At 40.5% G+C, this 15210-nt stretch carries 10 protein-coding genes, 2 tRNA genes and 2 rRNA genes; 8 read left to right on the top strand and 6 right to left on the bottom strand.

Annotated elements, in window-relative coordinates; translation table 11 throughout:
* Window positions 1-58 precede the first annotated feature (58 nt).
* The 5 genes from ACQ7EO_RS00085 (at window position 59) to ACQ7EO_RS00105 (ending at window position 4333) form a co-directional block, all read left to right on the top strand.
* Window positions 59-135 (top strand) — tRNA-Ile (locus ACQ7EO_RS00085).
* A gap of 44 nt (window positions 136-179) precedes the next feature.
* Window positions 180-255: transfer RNA gene (locus tag ACQ7EO_RS00090), tRNA-Ala, on the top strand.
* A 408-nt stretch (window positions 256-663) separates the two neighbouring features.
* Window positions 664-3554: ribosomal RNA gene (locus ACQ7EO_RS00095) — 23S ribosomal RNA — on the top strand.
* A gap of 167 nt (window positions 3555-3721) precedes the next feature.
* Window positions 3722-3836 (top strand): 5S ribosomal RNA (gene rrf / locus ACQ7EO_RS00100).
* A gap of 185 nt (window positions 3837-4021) precedes the next feature.
* Complete coding sequence (locus tag ACQ7EO_RS00105) at window positions 4022-4333, top strand: ankyrin repeat domain-containing protein (protein ID WP_434278654.1); 312 nt, start codon at window positions 4022-4024, stop codon at window positions 4331-4333.
* 266 nt (window positions 4334-4599) lie between these two features.
* Here ACQ7EO_RS00105 and ACQ7EO_RS00110 read toward each other — a convergent pair whose 3' ends face one another.
* From ACQ7EO_RS00110 to tssH, 6 genes are read right to left on the bottom strand one after another with little or no spacing between them, the layout of a single operon-like run.
* Window positions 4600-5583, bottom strand: coding sequence for a M15 family metallopeptidase (locus ACQ7EO_RS00110; RefSeq protein WP_004823585.1), 984 nt, complete (start codon window positions 5581-5583; stop codon window positions 4600-4602).
* Window positions 5580-6158, bottom strand: a complete 579-nt coding sequence (locus ACQ7EO_RS00115; protein ID WP_434278655.1) for a hypothetical protein — start codon at window positions 6156-6158, stop codon at window positions 5580-5582. The genes ACQ7EO_RS00110 and ACQ7EO_RS00115 overlap by 4 nt, the downstream gene beginning before the upstream one ends.
* Window positions 6159-6169: 11 nt before the next feature.
* The gene (gene icmH, locus ACQ7EO_RS00120; protein ID WP_004723567.1) at window positions 6170-6970 is read right to left on the bottom strand and encodes a type IVB secretion system protein IcmH/DotU; all 801 of its coding nucleotides are present in this window, start codon (window positions 6968-6970) and stop codon (window positions 6170-6172) included.
* A gap of 14 nt (window positions 6971-6984) precedes the next feature.
* Window positions 6985-8349 carry a type VI secretion system baseplate subunit TssK gene (gene tssK / locus ACQ7EO_RS00125; RefSeq protein WP_004823587.1) on the bottom strand — a complete coding sequence of 455 codons (1365 nt, stop codon included), beginning with the start codon at window positions 8347-8349 and terminating at the stop codon, window positions 6985-6987.
* Window positions 8350-8355: 6 nt separating this feature from the next.
* Window positions 8356-9459 carry a type VI secretion system protein TssA gene (gene tssA, locus ACQ7EO_RS00130; RefSeq protein WP_004723563.1) on the bottom strand — a complete coding sequence of 368 codons (1104 nt, stop codon included), beginning with the start codon at window positions 9457-9459 and terminating at the stop codon, window positions 8356-8358.
* A gap of 19 nt (window positions 9460-9478) precedes the next feature.
* Entirely contained in the window at window positions 9479-12151 is a 2673-nt protein-coding gene (tssH, locus tag ACQ7EO_RS00135; RefSeq protein WP_151803466.1) for a type VI secretion system ATPase TssH, read from the bottom strand.
* A gap of 365 nt (window positions 12152-12516) precedes the next feature.
* Here tssH and ACQ7EO_RS00140 point away from each other — a divergent pair, with 365 nt between their 5' ends.
* The 3 genes from ACQ7EO_RS00140 to tssC are packed head-to-tail and all read left to right on the top strand — an operon-like array spanning window position 12517 to window position 15180.
* Window positions 12517-13167: a hypothetical protein gene (locus ACQ7EO_RS00140; RefSeq protein ID WP_244016019.1), complete on the top strand. Its 651-nt coding sequence runs from the start codon at window positions 12517-12519 to the stop codon at window positions 13165-13167.
* Between the two features lie 29 nt (window positions 13168-13196).
* On the top strand, window positions 13197-13706 hold the full coding sequence (gene tssB / locus ACQ7EO_RS00145; protein ID WP_004723560.1) for a type VI secretion system contractile sheath small subunit: 510 nt from the start codon (window positions 13197-13199) through the stop codon (window positions 13704-13706).
* On the top strand, window positions 13699-15180 hold the full coding sequence (tssC, locus tag ACQ7EO_RS00150) for a type VI secretion system contractile sheath large subunit (RefSeq protein ID WP_004823591.1): 1482 nt from the start codon (window positions 13699-13701) through the stop codon (window positions 15178-15180). Before tssB ends, tssC begins: the two co-directional genes overlap by 8 nt.
* Window positions 15181-15210: the final 30 nt, after the last annotated feature.

Here is a 15210-nt window from a genome sequence, read left to right on the forward strand (position 1 = left end):
CGAAAGATTGACGATTGGTAAGAATCCACAACAAGTTGTTCTTCATTGATGTATCTGAGGGTCTGTAGCTCAGTTGGTTAGAGCACACGCTTGATAAGCGTGGGGTCACAAGTTCAAGTCTTGTCAGACCCACCAAGTCTACTGAACACAGAAGAGCAGATATATTAAGATCTTAAGCTGGGGACTTAGCTTAGTTGGTAGAGCGCCTGCTTTGCACGCAGGAGGTCAACGGTTCGACTCCGTTAGTCTCCACCAAATTTGAGGAAAAACAAAGCAACGCTTTGTCCGAAAATTTAAGCAAGAAGCTATGCTTCGCGCAGGCACCCATTTGAAAGATAAGATTGATTATAGAATTTAATGAACATTGAGTTTATTAACTTCTGTGATTTATCACAGTTAACTACTTGCTGACGAGGCGGTAGTGAATCATTAACAGAATATATTTGAGTTGAAATAATTGTTTAAACTCGTTTTAGTTGATGTTAGCAAGTAATTGTTAATGTTGAATGAAATGAGCACTAGCGATAAAACTGAATCAAGCGTTTTGGTATATGAATTAAATTGAAGCTGTATGGTGATTAAATTCACAGGCAACAAATAGAAGTGATTAAGTTCACATTGTTGATCCTCCTTGTAGGGATTAACGACTGTTTGGGGTTGTATAGTCAAGTAATTAAGTGCATGTGGTGGATGCCTTGGCAGTCAGAGGCGATGAAAGACGTAATAGCCTGCGATAAGCTTCGGGGAGGCGGCAAATATCCTGTGATCCGGAGATTTCTGAATGGGGAAACCCACTTACCATAAGGTAGGTATCGCATGATGAATACATAGTCATGCGAGGCGAACGAGGGGAAGTGAAACATCTCAGTACCCTTAGGAAAAGAAATCAATTGAGATTCCCTCAGTAGCGGCGAGCGAACGGGGATCAGCCCATTAAGTTATATGTGTTTTAGCGGAAAGCTCTGGGAAGTGCTACCGTAGAGGGTGATAGTCCCGTACACGAAAGGGCACATATAATGATGACGAGTAGGGCGAGGCACGTGAAACCTTGTCTGAATATGGGGGGACCATCCTCCAAGGCTAAATACTCCTGACTGACCGATAGTGAACCAGTACCGTGAGGGAAAGGCGAAAAGAACCCCTGTGAGGGGAGTGAAATAGATCCTGAAACCGCATGCATACAAGCAGTGGGAGCCGACTTGTTCGGTGACTGCGTACCTTTTGTATAATGGGTCAGCGACTTATATTCAGTAGCAAGGTTAACCGCATAGGGGAGCCGTAGAGAAATCGAGTCTTAATAGGGCGTTTAGTTGCTGGGTATAGACCCGAAACCGGGTGATCTATCCATGAGCAGGTTGAAGGTTGGGTAACACTAACTGGAGGACCGAACCCACTGTCGTTGAAAAGCCAGGGGATGACTTGTGGATAGGGGTGAAAGGCTAATCAAACTCGGTGATAGCTGGTTCTCCCCGAAAGCTATTTAGGTAGCGCCTCGGACGAATACCATAGGGGGTAGAGCACTGTTTCGGCTAGGGGGTCATCCCGACTTACCAAACCGATGCAAACTCCGAATACCTATGAGTACTATCCGGGAGACAGACTGCGGGTGCTAACGTCCGTAGTCAAGAGGAAAACAATCCAGACCGCCAGCTAAGGCCCCCAAATTATAGTTAAGTGGGAAACGATGTGGGAAGGCATAGACAGCTAGGAGGTTGGCTTAGAAGCAGCCACCCTTTAAAGAAAGCGTAATAGCTCACTAGTCGAGTCGGCCTGCGCGGAAGATGTAACGGGGCTAAAACTATATGCCGAAGCTGCGGATGTATACTATGTATACGTGGTAGGGGAGCGTTCTGTAAGCCGATGAAGGTGTATTGAGAAGTATGCTGGAGGTATCAGAAGTGCGAATGCTGACGTGAGTAACGACAAAACGGGTGAAAAACCCGTTCGCTGAAAGACCAAGGGTTCCAGTCCAACGTTAATCGGGGCTGGGTGAGTCGACCCCTAAGGCGAGGCCGAGAGGCGTAGTCGATGGGAAATTGGTTAATATTCCAATACTTCTGTGTAATGCGATGAGAGGACGGAGAAAGTTAAGTCAGCCTGGCGTTGGTTGTCCAGGTGAAAGGCAGTAGGCATGCATCTTAGGCAAATCCGGGGTGCTCTATGCTGAGAGCTGATAGCAAGCTAGTTTACTAGCGAAGTGGCTGATACTATGCTTCCAGGAAAAGTCTCTAAGCTTCAGTTACACAGGAATCGTACCCTAAACCGACACAGGTGGTCAGGTCGAGTAGACCAAAGCGCTTGAGAGAACTCTGCTGAAGGAACTAGGCAAAATGGTACCGTAACTTCGGGAGAAGGTACGCTGCTGACGGTGATAGGACTTGCTCCTTGAGCTATTGGCAGCCACAGAAACCAGGCCCCTGCAACTGTTTATTAAAAACATAGCACTCTGCAAACACGAAAGTGGACGTATAGGGTGTGATGCCTGCCCGGTGCTGGAAGGTTAATTGATGGGGTTAGCGTAAGCGAAGCTCTTGATCGAAGCCCCAGTAAACGGCGGCCGTAACTATAACGGTCCTAAGGTAGCGAAATTCCTTGTCGGGTAAGTTCCGACCTGCACGAATGGCATAATGATGGGGGCGCTGTCTCCAGCAGAGGCTCAGTGAAATCGAAATCGCCGTGAAGATGCGGTGTACCCGCGGCTAGACGGAAAGACCCCGTGAACCTTTACTGCAGCTTGACATTGAACTTTGATCTTACTTGTGTAGGATAGGTGGGAGGCTTTGAAGTAGTGACGCCAGTTGCTATGGAGCCATCCTTGAAATACCACCCTGGTAATATTGAGGTTCTAACTCTGTCCCGTTATCCGGGACGAGGACCATGTCTGGTGGGTAGTTTGACTGGGGCGGTCTCCTCCTAAAGAGTAACGGAGGAGTACGAAGGTGCGCTCAGCGTGGTCGGAAATCACGCGTAGAGTATAAAGGCAAAAGCGCGCTTAACTGCGAGACCCACAAGTCGAGCAGGTACGAAAGTAGGTCTTAGTGATCCGGTGGTTCTGTATGGAAGGGCCATCGCTCAACGGATAAAAGGTACTCTGGGGATAACAGGCTGATACCGCCCAAGAGTTCATATCGACGGCGGTGTTTGGCACCTCGATGTCGGCTCATCTCATCCTGGGGCTGAAGCAGGTCCCAAGGGTATGGCTGTTCGCCATTTAAAGAGGTACGCGAGCTGGGTTTAGAACGTCGTGAGACAGTTCGGTCCCTATCTACCGTGGGCGTTGGAAATTTGAGAGGATCTGCTCCTAGTACGAGAGGACCAGAGTGGACGAACCTCTGGTGTACCGGTTGTGACGCCAGTCGCATCGCCGGGTAGCTATGTTCGGAAGGGATAACCGCTGAAAGCATCTAAGCGGGAAGCCTACCTCAAGATAAGATTTCCCTAGGACTTTATGTCCTCTAAAGAGCCGTTGAAGACTACGACGTTGATAGGTTGGATGTGGAAGTGCGGTGACGCATGAAGCTGACCAATACTAATTGCTCGTGAGGCTTGACTATACAACACCCAAGCAGTTGTATACGAAGCATCATTTGATTCATAAAAGATCAAACATACTTGATTTAGTTGTAAAGCTAGTTAAACTATTCAACTCAAATGTTCTGTTAAACTCATTTGGTACGAAGTAAGGCATTTAAATAAGACCCGAACAAGTCCATAACAGTTTGCTGGCGACAATAGCAAGAGTGAACCACCTGATCCCTTCCCGAACTCAGAAGTGAAACCTCTTAGCGCTGATGGTAGTGTGGGGTTACCCATGTGAGAGTAAGTCATCGCCAGCTTTTAAATCTAAAACACCCCGATCTCTAACGAGAGCGGGGTGTTTTTTTATGTGTGGTGTTGATTAGCGAAATGAAATAGATCTCGTTATATTAAGTTAATTGATCACTGAATTCATTGAATAATGAACTGTTGACCTTTAAAATTTTTAGCTAAATAATAATTGAACAAAAATTTGGTATTTCTTATGAAACTTAGCTCATTCTCACCGCTTCCTAATAATGATGAAGAATTACATCTTCCTGAACTGGTGTATGCTGCATCTTTAGGAGAGTTTGAACAGGTCGAACAACTATTATCACAAGGTGTTGATGTCAATCAAACTGATGATGAAGGCTATAGTGCGCTACAAGCTGCGGCGGAAAATGATCATTTAGATATCGTTAAATTATTGATTTCTAAAGGCGCAAACAAAGACTATAAAAGCCAATTTACCGCATTAGAGCTCGCAGAAATGGCTGAAAATCAACAGATTATTTCGTATTTAAATGGTTTATAGATTCTCAAACAATATGATGTGAATCAGATATTCTATAGATATAAAAAGAAAACCCCATCATCCTGATGGGGTTTTCTTCGTATTGGTGTGTTAGATCTGACTCCTGTCGAATCTCACGTTCCTGATGCTCAGACGCTTTATTGTTGTTTTATGTCTGGGAAACTTCCTGTTCCCTATAACTATAGAATATAAGACTCTGCTTTGATCGTATAGATGACAATCGCTGTGATTGCTGTAAGCATTTTCCTACACAGACAACATGGCTATTAATTTACATCGATATTATTTGCCATAAGTCCTTTGCCTTGTGCTTCAGCAATCAAGCGTTCAGCAGATTCACGGTTTTTACGCAGTCCTGGCATACGGAACTCAGTATGACCATAGTCGTGAATGCGTGTCCAACGTCCACCCCATGTTAAACCTACAGATTCAGCAACAACCCCATACAATTGATAACCTTTCCATGCCCAAGGATCTCGTTCAGAAATAACAACTTTACCATCTCGTTTAAAGGCAACATCGGCTGCTAAACCAAATTGATGATAACTTTGATAGGCTTTGGCTAAAGTCGTGGCTGTATTGCCAGATAAACGAGTTTGACGTTCTGGACTACGATAACCTTCTAAAAGCACCATTTCATAACCATGGCGCTCTTTCATGATTTTAAAGACCATGAGTAAACGCTGCTTATAACTTGGATGCATTTTGTCCCATTTACGGTCAACCATTGCTGTATCGAAGCTGCTACGTTGATCTCCAATCCCTTCATTATCTATAGCTGATGGATTTACACTCGGAAATTGATGATTTGGAACAGGATTTTCTCTTTCCAATATCTGTGCTTGAACAATCGCAGCATCAATTAAGCTTTCATCCACTGCTGGAGGAGGGGTTAAAACCTCACCATTTAATAGCGCATAAATTTGAGGGTCAGTTTTTCTTAAATATTCTGCTTCAACCTTTGTCGGATCAATTGGTCGTGTAAATGCAAAAACAAGAATGCTGGAAAGTAAAAAGAAACCCGCAATCAAAATCCACCATTGCTGTAAATGCCAATGGGTTTGGGTTTGATTGGCTGAGGCTGCTTGATTCATTTGTTCTGCAAAGTGCTTTGCAGAAGCCAGCTTTCTCTTACCTTGCGGTAAAAGTGCTTTAAGGTAGTCTAAAGTTTTATGTCTAATTTCATAAGACATCAGAAAAGTTAGACCAAGCACCAAAAAGATAAAACAAATGACAACAAACAAAATCATGGTTTGTTTTCTATGACTTTACGGTCTATCGTCATTTTCACGGTACCTTCAGGGGAAGCTTCTTGCGCTTCCTCTTTTTTAGGTGCGGCTTCTTTTTCAGTAGGTTTAGCCGCAGTTTCTGCTTTTGCTTCTACTTTCGCTTTTGGTACTGGTTTTGCGGTTATTGCAGCTGGCGGTGGCACTGCTGGTTTCGCCTCTGGTTTTAGCATTTGTTCAAACGGGGAGGCATTCGGATTTGGATTTTTCTGAGCAGCAACCTTATTTTCATGTTTAAAAATCTGATTGAAATCTTTTTCATTTATATGCTGCTTATATGCACCAGCATTTTCATCGTGATGATTGGTTGCTGTTTCTTCAGCATGCACATCGCGTAGTTCAGGTTCTTGTGTTGCAACCGAATCCGTATTGGTACTGGTATTTTCTGTTGGGTTGATATTGATAAAAACAAAAAAGAAAATAGCAGAAATAACCATCCCAGCAATTAAACCAAGTAGAAAAACAGACGATTTCCCCAATGTTTTTTTAGCGGGTTTACTTTGTAATATACGAATAGATGTTTGTTTTTCTTGTGTCATAATTCAACCTGTCAAGGCAATTGAATAGTGATATGTGCTTGTTCAGCAGGTGCAGAAATCACATTATTAAATTTCGCAATAGAAGCATTTTCCGTCTTATTCAACATGAATTTTAGGCCAGCGAAAGCCAGTACAGCAAATAACAACAGGAAAATTAAAATCCAAACAAAGGGTAATTCTTTATGAATAATATTTTTGATTTGATCTGGTAAAGCCGCAAAAGGAGAAAAGGCCGTCTTTTTGCCTTTTAAATAATCGATTTCATCACCGACTCGTGCCACAAGATGATTTAAACTTTCAATTGATTCAATACGATACTTACCTTGGAAACCGAGCAATAAGCAATAATGAAAAACTTCGAGAGAAGCCAATCTTTCTTTACCACGAGCACGAATCAGTTCGAGAAACTCAAAGAAACGATAACCTGCAAGCTGTGAACCAAATAAAGTTAATTGGAGTGGACTGATTAACCAATGATTTTGTAGATTAAAGAATGATGGATCTTGTTGAGTAACAATGGTTTCATCAATTAAGGCGCAATATGCATATTTTGCATCATGAATATCTTCAGGAGAAAACTGCAGTTTTTTTGCTTGGTGTTCAAAACGATTCAACAAATCTAAAATTTTGTCTTTAAAGCCGTTTGCATTTTCTGGCACATACTGATTCTTCAATAAGAAAACAATATAAAATCCGTCATGTAGAAGATCGACTAAATTGGTTGCTTGTGTGATTTTGGATTGTTGCGGTAAAGAACCTCCACCAATTTGTCCATCATCAAACAGTGAGGGGGCAATATTATTCTGGCTCATGACATACTCCTCGCTTAACCATTCATCACTGCAATTAATTCAATACTGATATCTTGGAAACCTGCAGGGACATATATACAGATGGTTTCAGAATCAAGCATACGTTGATACATTTCATGATGTGGTTCAATTTCAAAATAATTCACACCAGAACGTACCGGGATAGCAGTTGGAATTTGGACTAAATGATGAATTGGGATTGCAGGAAGTGCTGCAACAACACGTTGTTCAACATCGACAGTATTCCCGACTTTGAAACGCAGTGGGACAATTTGAATCAGTTCATGGGTTTGCATCATGCTACTAGAAACAGCGATATAAAGTCTTGATTCTTTAGTGATTTTATCTGTTTCTAAGCTTCCGACCCAATAAGATGGGCGAATTTCTTTTAGCGCAATACTGATATAACGACTTGAAATAATCGTGTCGAGCAATTCGCGTAAAATTTTATCAAGCTGGCTAAAGCTATCTTGCAAGTTATGATGTTGATATTGTGGCAAATGTTCAACTTCGTATGCGGTCGAGAATGTTAGCAATGAACCCGTTAAACGCAAAAGTTCAAAAAATAATTTTTCAGGGTGAATCTGTGGATTTTGTAACAGATGATTCAAGGTCGCATGAGCAGTATTTAGTGCATTGACCAACCAGAATGAAACAATATCACCCGATCTAAACTCTATGAGCTTTTGTTCATTTTCACGGTTATTGGTTTGAATCATTTTAATTTTGGCACGAACAACGTTCAACGTTCGCTTCAAATTTGCCAATAAGGTTTCATTTGACTGAATATGTAAAATTGGTGGGATATATTTTGAATCAATCTCAAAATTCCCTGAACTATGACGTCGAATTTTTCCGATGGCGAGATATAAAAAACCATCTAAATCTTGATTTGGATCTGCTTGAACATCAAAAAGTTTAAATTCAGTTCGGCGTCGAAGAAATGTAATTTCAGCAGGGGATGCGTCTGTAAAAAGATCGTGAGTTTCATTCAAATATGAATGGTAGCGAGCAGGTTGTTTATCCTGTTCATCAGAGATGTTCTTCTTATTCGGTTGTAAAATAGGCAATGCTAAGTAGATTAACATTTCCCCACGTAAGTTCAGTTCATCCAATAAAATCGGTTGTGGTAACAGATCTTTGGCCGGCGCTTGGTAAATTTCACCATCCTGCCAAATCATATCAATTTGCTCTAAAGCAAGCACATGTGTGCCCAGCTGTGTTTCGTCAAATCGAAGATTTTTAATTCCATAAGGATAAGGAATCGTTGAACGAATGGTGTGGTTAAGTCGTTGTTCTTGATACGTATCTTGTAATTGGAAGTGTTGTGGTCTTAAAAATAAACCTTCACCCCAAAGAACTTTTTCTGCTTTAAACATAGATGATTACCATTCAGAAGATTCATTATTTTGGTTTACGCCCAATAATTCTTGAATAGAATCAAGGGGATTATCATTTTTAATGACTTGAGTTAACCATTCATGTAAAGGCATTTGGCTCCATTTAATTGTTTTTTGCAGCATATAACTCACAGGACTATGCGGCTCATTGGTTTGAAAGTAATCGGCAATCTCTTGTAAAACCCGCATTGCCTGTTCACGGTTTTGTAAATGGCTTTGTGGTTGAGGTTGAAATGTTTGCGCTTGTGGAATTGGCGCTGAATGCGTTGTTTCTGTTACTGGCATTGTCATTTGAGCTGGGGTATCTTCAACTGCAGCTGTATTGGTGTTGTTTCCAAATGAGTCTGCTTTATAGATTTTTTTCAGATTCATTTGAATATTTTCAAACTGTGAATCGATGCTCGCAAAACTTGGTGCTTCCAGCTCCATCAGTGCATCTAATGTTTGTTTGATAATATTCCAATGCTGCAAAATTTCTTGAAATTGCTGATAATTTTGATATTGAAAAGTGCGTGAGGTGTTGAATAGCGCCTGATTGAATTGATCTAATTCTAAGGACGCTTCTACACTGTCAGAATCTTCGGCTTGCTTACGACGATTATTCTGTAAATGTAAGAATTTTTCGTATTGGGCAAGTGAATAAAATGGTTGAATGTTGATGAGCGGAACATTCTTTACCAAGCTCGGTAATTGGGTGGTAAAACCTTGCAGTAAGCCTAGGCGTTGATCTAAGTCGTCATCTTCAATTTCAGGATGAATCTTTAACCAGAACTGTTCTAAAACACGGTGACTCAGTTCCAGTCCTTTGATTAGACCTTCAAAGCCATAGAGGTTTGTCCAAGCTTCAGTAAGCCATGTTAATAAACGAATATCTTTGGTTTTTTGCGTGAGTAATTGGATTGATTTTTCTGCAACAAATGACCAGTCGGCTTGCTTTGGCTCAGAAATCCAATCACCTTGGTCTAATAAAGGATCATCATGGGTACGTGCTTTTTTAATTTCGTGAAACTCATTGGAAAAAGATAAATCTTCTCCACACGGATGAGCATCAGAAATAGGCTCTAATAAGACGTCTAAATTTATATCCATTTTCTATACTCGTATATATTTAAGCTTCCACAACTTTTGACTTTTTGCTCGACTTTTTCTTTGCTGGCTTCGCTTGTGGATCTAATAGGTAAATGATTTCATCATCTTTCGTATCAATATGAATGACTTTTGGTATTTTTTGTTCAGCCAAAGCCACCAATATTTCAGTGGCCAAAGCAGGCAACACTGAGGCATTTAAAATGTTATCAACATTACGAGCGCCACTATCAACTTCAGTACAACGACTTAGAATTAATTCGATTAAATCATCGCTATATGTCACTTTGGTTTCATACTGTTTTTCGAGTCGTGCTGTAATTTTTCCTAGTTTATGCTCAATAATTCTGACTAACAGATCATCATGTAGTGGGAAATAAGGGACAATTCGCATACGGCCTAAGAATGCCGGCTTAAATTGTTTGTATAAGCTTGGTTTGAGTTGTTCAGTCAGCTCTTCAGCACTTGGCCATTCTTCGACAGGTTGATTTAGGCATGCCTGCATGATGGCATTTGAGCCCGTGTTTGACGTCAGTAATATCGTGGTGTTTTTAAAATCAATCACACGACCTTCACCATCTTCGAGCGTACCTTTGTCAAAAACTTGGTAGAACAGTTCTTGGACATCGCTGTGTGCTTTTTCAATCTCGTCTAATAACACAACGCTATACGGATTACGTCGAACGGCTTCAGTCAAAACACCGCCTTGACCATACCCGACATATCCTGGAGGCGCGCCTTTAAGTGAAGAAACCGTATGCGCCTCTTGGTATTCAGACATATTGATAGTGATTAAATGTGACTCACCACCATAGAGTTCATTGGCAAGTGCTAAGGCAGTTTCTGTTTTACCCACACCACTTGGACCAACAAGCATGAAAACACCCTGTGGTTTATTTGGATCTTCTAAACGTGCTTTTGATGTTTTAATACCTTGAACCAATTGATGTAGGGCATAATCTTGTCCCATCACTCGTTTTTCAAGTTTTTCTTCCAGACTGAGAATTTGCTTAATTTCATCATTGACCATTTTGCCAACAGGAATACCCGTCCAGTCTGAAATAATTTCATTAATAATTTGGGCATTTACACGTTCAAAGACCAATGGTTGCTGACCTTGTAGCTCAGAGAGCTGCGTACGTGTACTGAGAATCTCATCTTTGTTGGAATCAGCCTGCTCAGCAGTTTCTAATGCTTGGATTTTTTGAATCAGTGCCAATTCAGCTTGCCATTGTTGTTCTGTTTGCTGAATTTCTTGATCAAGCAATTCCAATGATGATGTTAACTGAGCTAAACGTTCTTCATGAATTGGCTGGTGGCGGTGTTCATTTTCAATAATATTGAATTCAAGATTTAAATTATGTTGTTGTGCTTTAAGTTGATCGAGTTTGACCGGTTGAGCATTTTGGGTTAGCGCAACACGAGCCGCAGCAGTGTCAAGCACACTAATGGCTTTATCTGGGAGTTGGCGGCCACTAATATAACGATGTGAAGAATGAACAGCGGTGATAATCGCTTCATCATCAATGCGTAAATTAAAGTGATTGGCCATCACTGGAATCATGGCACGTAGCATATCGATCGCGACTTCTTCCGTTGGCTCTTCTACTTTGACTACCTGGAAACGACGACTTAAAGCAGCATCTTTTTCAAAATACTGTTTATATTCAGCCCAAGTTGTTGCCGCAATTGTGCGTAACTCACCGCGTGCAAGTGCAGGTTTTAATAAGTTCGCAGCATCATTTTGCCCAGCTTGGCCGCCTGCACCAATCATGGTGTGAGCTTCATCAATAAACAAAATAATTGGATGAGAAGACTGTTGTACTTCTTGAATCACTTGTTTTAAGCGGTTTTCAAACTCACCTTTAACACTTGCACCCGCTTGTAACAGGCCCATATCCAAAGAGTGTAATTGGACATTTTTTAACGCATCGGGCACTTGGTTCTGTGAAATTTTTAATGCCAGACCTTCCACAACTGCGGTTTTACCCACACCAGGTTCACCCGTTAAAATAGGGTTGTTTTGACGACGACGCATTAAGATATCAAGCATTAAACGGATTTCATATTCACGACCAATGACTGGATCAATCCCACCTTTTTGGGCTTTTTCAGTCAAATTAATGGTGAACTGATCTAATGCAGGTGTCTTTTTGCTCGAAGCAGAATGGTCTGTTGGCTGATTCTTAAGTTCAGCTTCTTGTTCTTGAGCGGTTGTTGGAATATTTTCGGCGCTGTTTACACAAATTTCCAAAAATTTATGCTTCATCGTATCAATTGGAAACAGATCAAATAAACTCGATGCTCGAATGGCAATTTGATAAAGATCAGATGCTGTTAAAAGCGCAATCAATAAATGACCGCTTCGGATCACTGGGTCTGGTTCAGCCGAAGCAAGTAACCAAGCTTGCTCTAGAAGTCTAACAATTGATTTGGAAAAAATAGGTGTGCGGGTATTTCCTTTAGGAAGTTGAGAAATACACTCTAATAAATCCGTTAAAAGTGCATCTTTTGAAATTTTGTATTTATTAAGTAGAAGTTCAAGATCATTGGATTGTTGTTCTAATAATTTGACAAAAAAATGTTCGATTTCGATTTCAAAATTTTGATGGTTTACACATAAATTGGCGGATTGTTCTAAAGATGTACGTGAAGATGCTGATAACTTTTTAATCAAAACTTTTAGATCTGTCATTTTCTGTCTCTCTCAAAAAACTTTATTTCTAGGCAAATAAATTCTAAATTTTCTAGCCTATAAAGTTGGCATTAAAATTAGTATATTGAAATCAAATATTTAATAATTTTTTAAAAATCACTGGAAATATTTTACATAAAAAAAAACTTTTGTGAAGACAGGATATTATGTATATTATACAACCAATTAAAAAAGTCATTTTTATCAAACGGTTAAAATATTGATACGAAATTTAACTTGACGAGAGCACGTTTTTTTAGTCTTATTTTTAAGTCTTTAACGAAATTGCTTAATTATACATATTTATAAAACATCAAAAGTAAATCTATTGAATAACTGAATCAAGTAAATATTGAGGTTGGATTTTGAAGAATTTTATTCCATATATTTTAGTTCTTGGAGCATCATTGGCGACTACATTGGTCTACGCGGATGATGAAATCAAACTAAAAAGATCCTGTATAAAAGATTACCCAATGGTCGAGGGAGAAACCAATCCTGAGTTGTTGGCGGTCTATTCACAATTGTGTGATAAGAAAAATAAAGACAATAAAAACAAGCTGTTGGTCTCAGCGGCAGAAAAGTTTCAGCAAATTGGAAAAAATGATAAAGCCATCCAAATTGTCAATTATTTAGAAACGCAAAACATCCAAAGCAATGAATTAACAGATGTCAAATTCCTTGCAGGAATTGGCTTAGCATCTGATGCATTGAATAAAATGCGTACGCGTGAAATGAGATATTTGACTGAGGATAAAACCTATCCTGTTGCGAAAAGTTTTACTGACGCAGTTAGACAAGCAATGCCAGCAGCAGTTTTGGTTGAAAAAAATCAGGAAAGTGCCCCAGTTGTAGAGCGTGCTCGTCCTCAGAAGGTAAATCGCGCTCAGAAGAGCCGTACTACACCAACACGCTCAACGCCTGCTGCAAAACCAGCGACAAAGCCTACTGCGACGCCTGCAAAACCAAAACCAGCAACGTCGAATCCAGCAGCGAGACCTAATTTCCCAACATAATTTATTGCCCAAATTAATGGATAACAAAAATGTCAAAACGTGAAAGTGTACAGAAGAAATTACAGCGAATCCGACCACCACGTGTTCAACTGACTTATGATGTTGAAGTCGGTGATGGTAAAGAAATTAAAGAGTTACCTTTTGTTGTCGGTGTTTTAGGTGACTTTTCTGCTGCTTCTGAGTTAGAAAAAACCAAACTAAAAGATAAAAAATTTATCAATGTCGACTTAGAAAACATTGATGAAGTGATGGAGTCTTTGTCTCCACGTGCTGCATATCAAGTTGAAAATACGCTGACTGAAGAGGGTGGGCGTATGTCAGTCGACTTAACCTTTAAATCGATGGAAGATTTCAGACCAGAACAAGTGGTACAACAAGTAGAACCATTGAGAAAATTAGTTGAAGCTCGTGAACGTTTAACGGATTTGAGAAACAAGATTTCAAATAGTGAGCGTTTGGAAGATTTACTTGATGAAGTCTTACAAAATACTGATCAGATTCGTAAATTAAGCGCTGAGGCGGGTCCTGAAAATGAGTAATTTACAAACCAATACTGTGCAAGATGCAGCCGTAGAAGAAGTAAGTTTACTTGATTCTATTGTGGAGCGTAGCCGCATTGCACGTAATGACGAAGAGCATGACCGTGCGAAAAGCTTGATTGGTGAATTAGCCAAAGAAGTGATGGCAGGAACAATCACTGTTTCAGAAAATATGTCTTTATCGATTGATAAGCGTATTGCTGAAATAGATGCGCTGATTTCAAAGCAGCTCAGTAAAATCATGCACAATGAGCAGTTTCAGAAAATTGAATCGACTTGGCGTGGTTTGTATTACTTCTGTCAGGAGTCACCTTCAAATCCGTTGATCAAAATTCGTATGTTAAACACAACGAAAAAAGAATTGGTTAAAGATTTCCAAGGCGCGACAGATTTCGATCAGAGTACCTTGTTTAAAAAAGTTTATGAAGAAGAATACGGCTCATTCGGTGGCGCACCTTATGCGACATTGATCGGTGACTTCGAGTTTGACCGTACCCCTTCAGACATGTATCTGTTAGAACAGATTTCACATGTTGCAGCAGCGGCACATGCTCCGTTTATTTCGGCAGCAAGTAGTAATATGTTAGGCCTTGAATCATTTACAGATATTGATCGCCCTCGTGATGTTTCAAAAGTATTTGAAACAGCAGAATATGTACAGTGGCGTTCTTTCCGTGAAAGCGATGACGCTCGTTATGTTGCGTTGACAATGCCACGCGTTTTAGGCCGTTTGCCTTATGATCCAAAAGAAGGTTGGGCGACTGAAGGCTTTAACTTCGTGGAAGAAGTTTCAGGGCAAAACCATGATGAATATTTGTGGATGAATGCCGCGTATGCGTTCGGTACTCGTTTGACCAATGCATTTGACCTCCATGGTTGGTGTGCTGCGATTCGTGGTGTTGAAGGTGGTGGTATGGTCGAAGGCTTACCAGTACATACTTTCAAAACCAATGATGGTGAAGTTGTATTTAAGTGCCCAACTGAAATTGCGATCACTGACCGTCGTGAGAAAGAGTTGAGTGACTTAGGTTTTATTCCACTTGTTCATTGTAAAAATACAGATTACGCAGCATTTTTTGGTGCACAGTCTACGCAAAAACCGAAGAAGTATGACAGTGATACCGCAAATGCGAACTCGTCATTATCGAGCCAGATCCAATACATCATGGCAGTTTCTCGAATTGCACATTATTTAAAAGCAATGATGCGAGATAAAGTCGGAAGCTTTGCTTCAGCGGGTAATGTAGAAGCATTTTTAAATGAATGGCTATCACAATATGTATTGCTTGATGATGGTGCTTCACAAGAAGCAAAAGCGCAGTATCCATTGCGTGAAGCTTCTGTAAAAGTTGTAGAGAATCCTGCAGAGCCAGGGCACTACAAGTCTGTGGTCTTCTTAAGACCGCATTTCCAGCTAGATGAGTTGTCGGTTTCTTTGCGACTTGTCACTGAGTTACCTCAGTCCTCGAATTAAAATAGAGCGTGGCTAAATAATAACTTTAAA

The sequence above is a fragment of the Acinetobacter sp. CE-15 genome, from assembly GCF_051059255.1.
Taxonomy (GTDB): domain Bacteria; phylum Pseudomonadota; class Gammaproteobacteria; order Pseudomonadales; family Moraxellaceae; genus Acinetobacter; species Acinetobacter guillouiae.

Bases quoted from the DNA above. Each gene is read 5' to 3' on its own strand.
- ACQ7EO_RS00105 (WP_434278654.1), top strand. From the start codon at position 4,022: ATGAAACTTAGCTCATTCTCACCGCTTCCTAATAATGATGAAGAATTA.
- ACQ7EO_RS00110 (WP_004823585.1), bottom strand. From the start codon at position 5,583: ATGATTTTGTTTGTTGTCATTTGTTTTATCTTTTTGGTGCTTGGTCTA.
- ACQ7EO_RS00115 (WP_434278655.1), bottom strand. From the start codon at position 6,158: ATGACACAAGAAAAACAAACATCTATTCGTATATTACAAAGTAAACCC.
- icmH (WP_004723567.1), bottom strand. From the start codon at position 6,970: ATGAGCCAGAATAATATTGCCCCCTCACTGTTTGATGATGGACAAATT.
- tssK (WP_004823587.1), bottom strand. From the start codon at position 8,349: ATGTTTAAAGCAGAAAAAGTTCTTTGGGGTGAAGGTTTATTTTTAAGA.
- tssA (WP_004723563.1), bottom strand. From the start codon at position 9,459: ATGGATATAAATTTAGACGTCTTATTAGAGCCTATTTCTGATGCTCAT.
- tssH (WP_151803466.1), bottom strand. From the start codon at position 12,151: ATGACAGATCTAAAAGTTTTGATTAAAAAGTTATCAGCATCTTCACGT.
- tssB (WP_004723560.1), top strand. From the start codon at position 13,197: ATGTCAAAACGTGAAAGTGTACAGAAGAAATTACAGCGAATCCGACCA.
- tssC (WP_004823591.1), top strand. From the start codon at position 13,699: ATGAGTAATTTACAAACCAATACTGTGCAAGATGCAGCCGTAGAAGAA.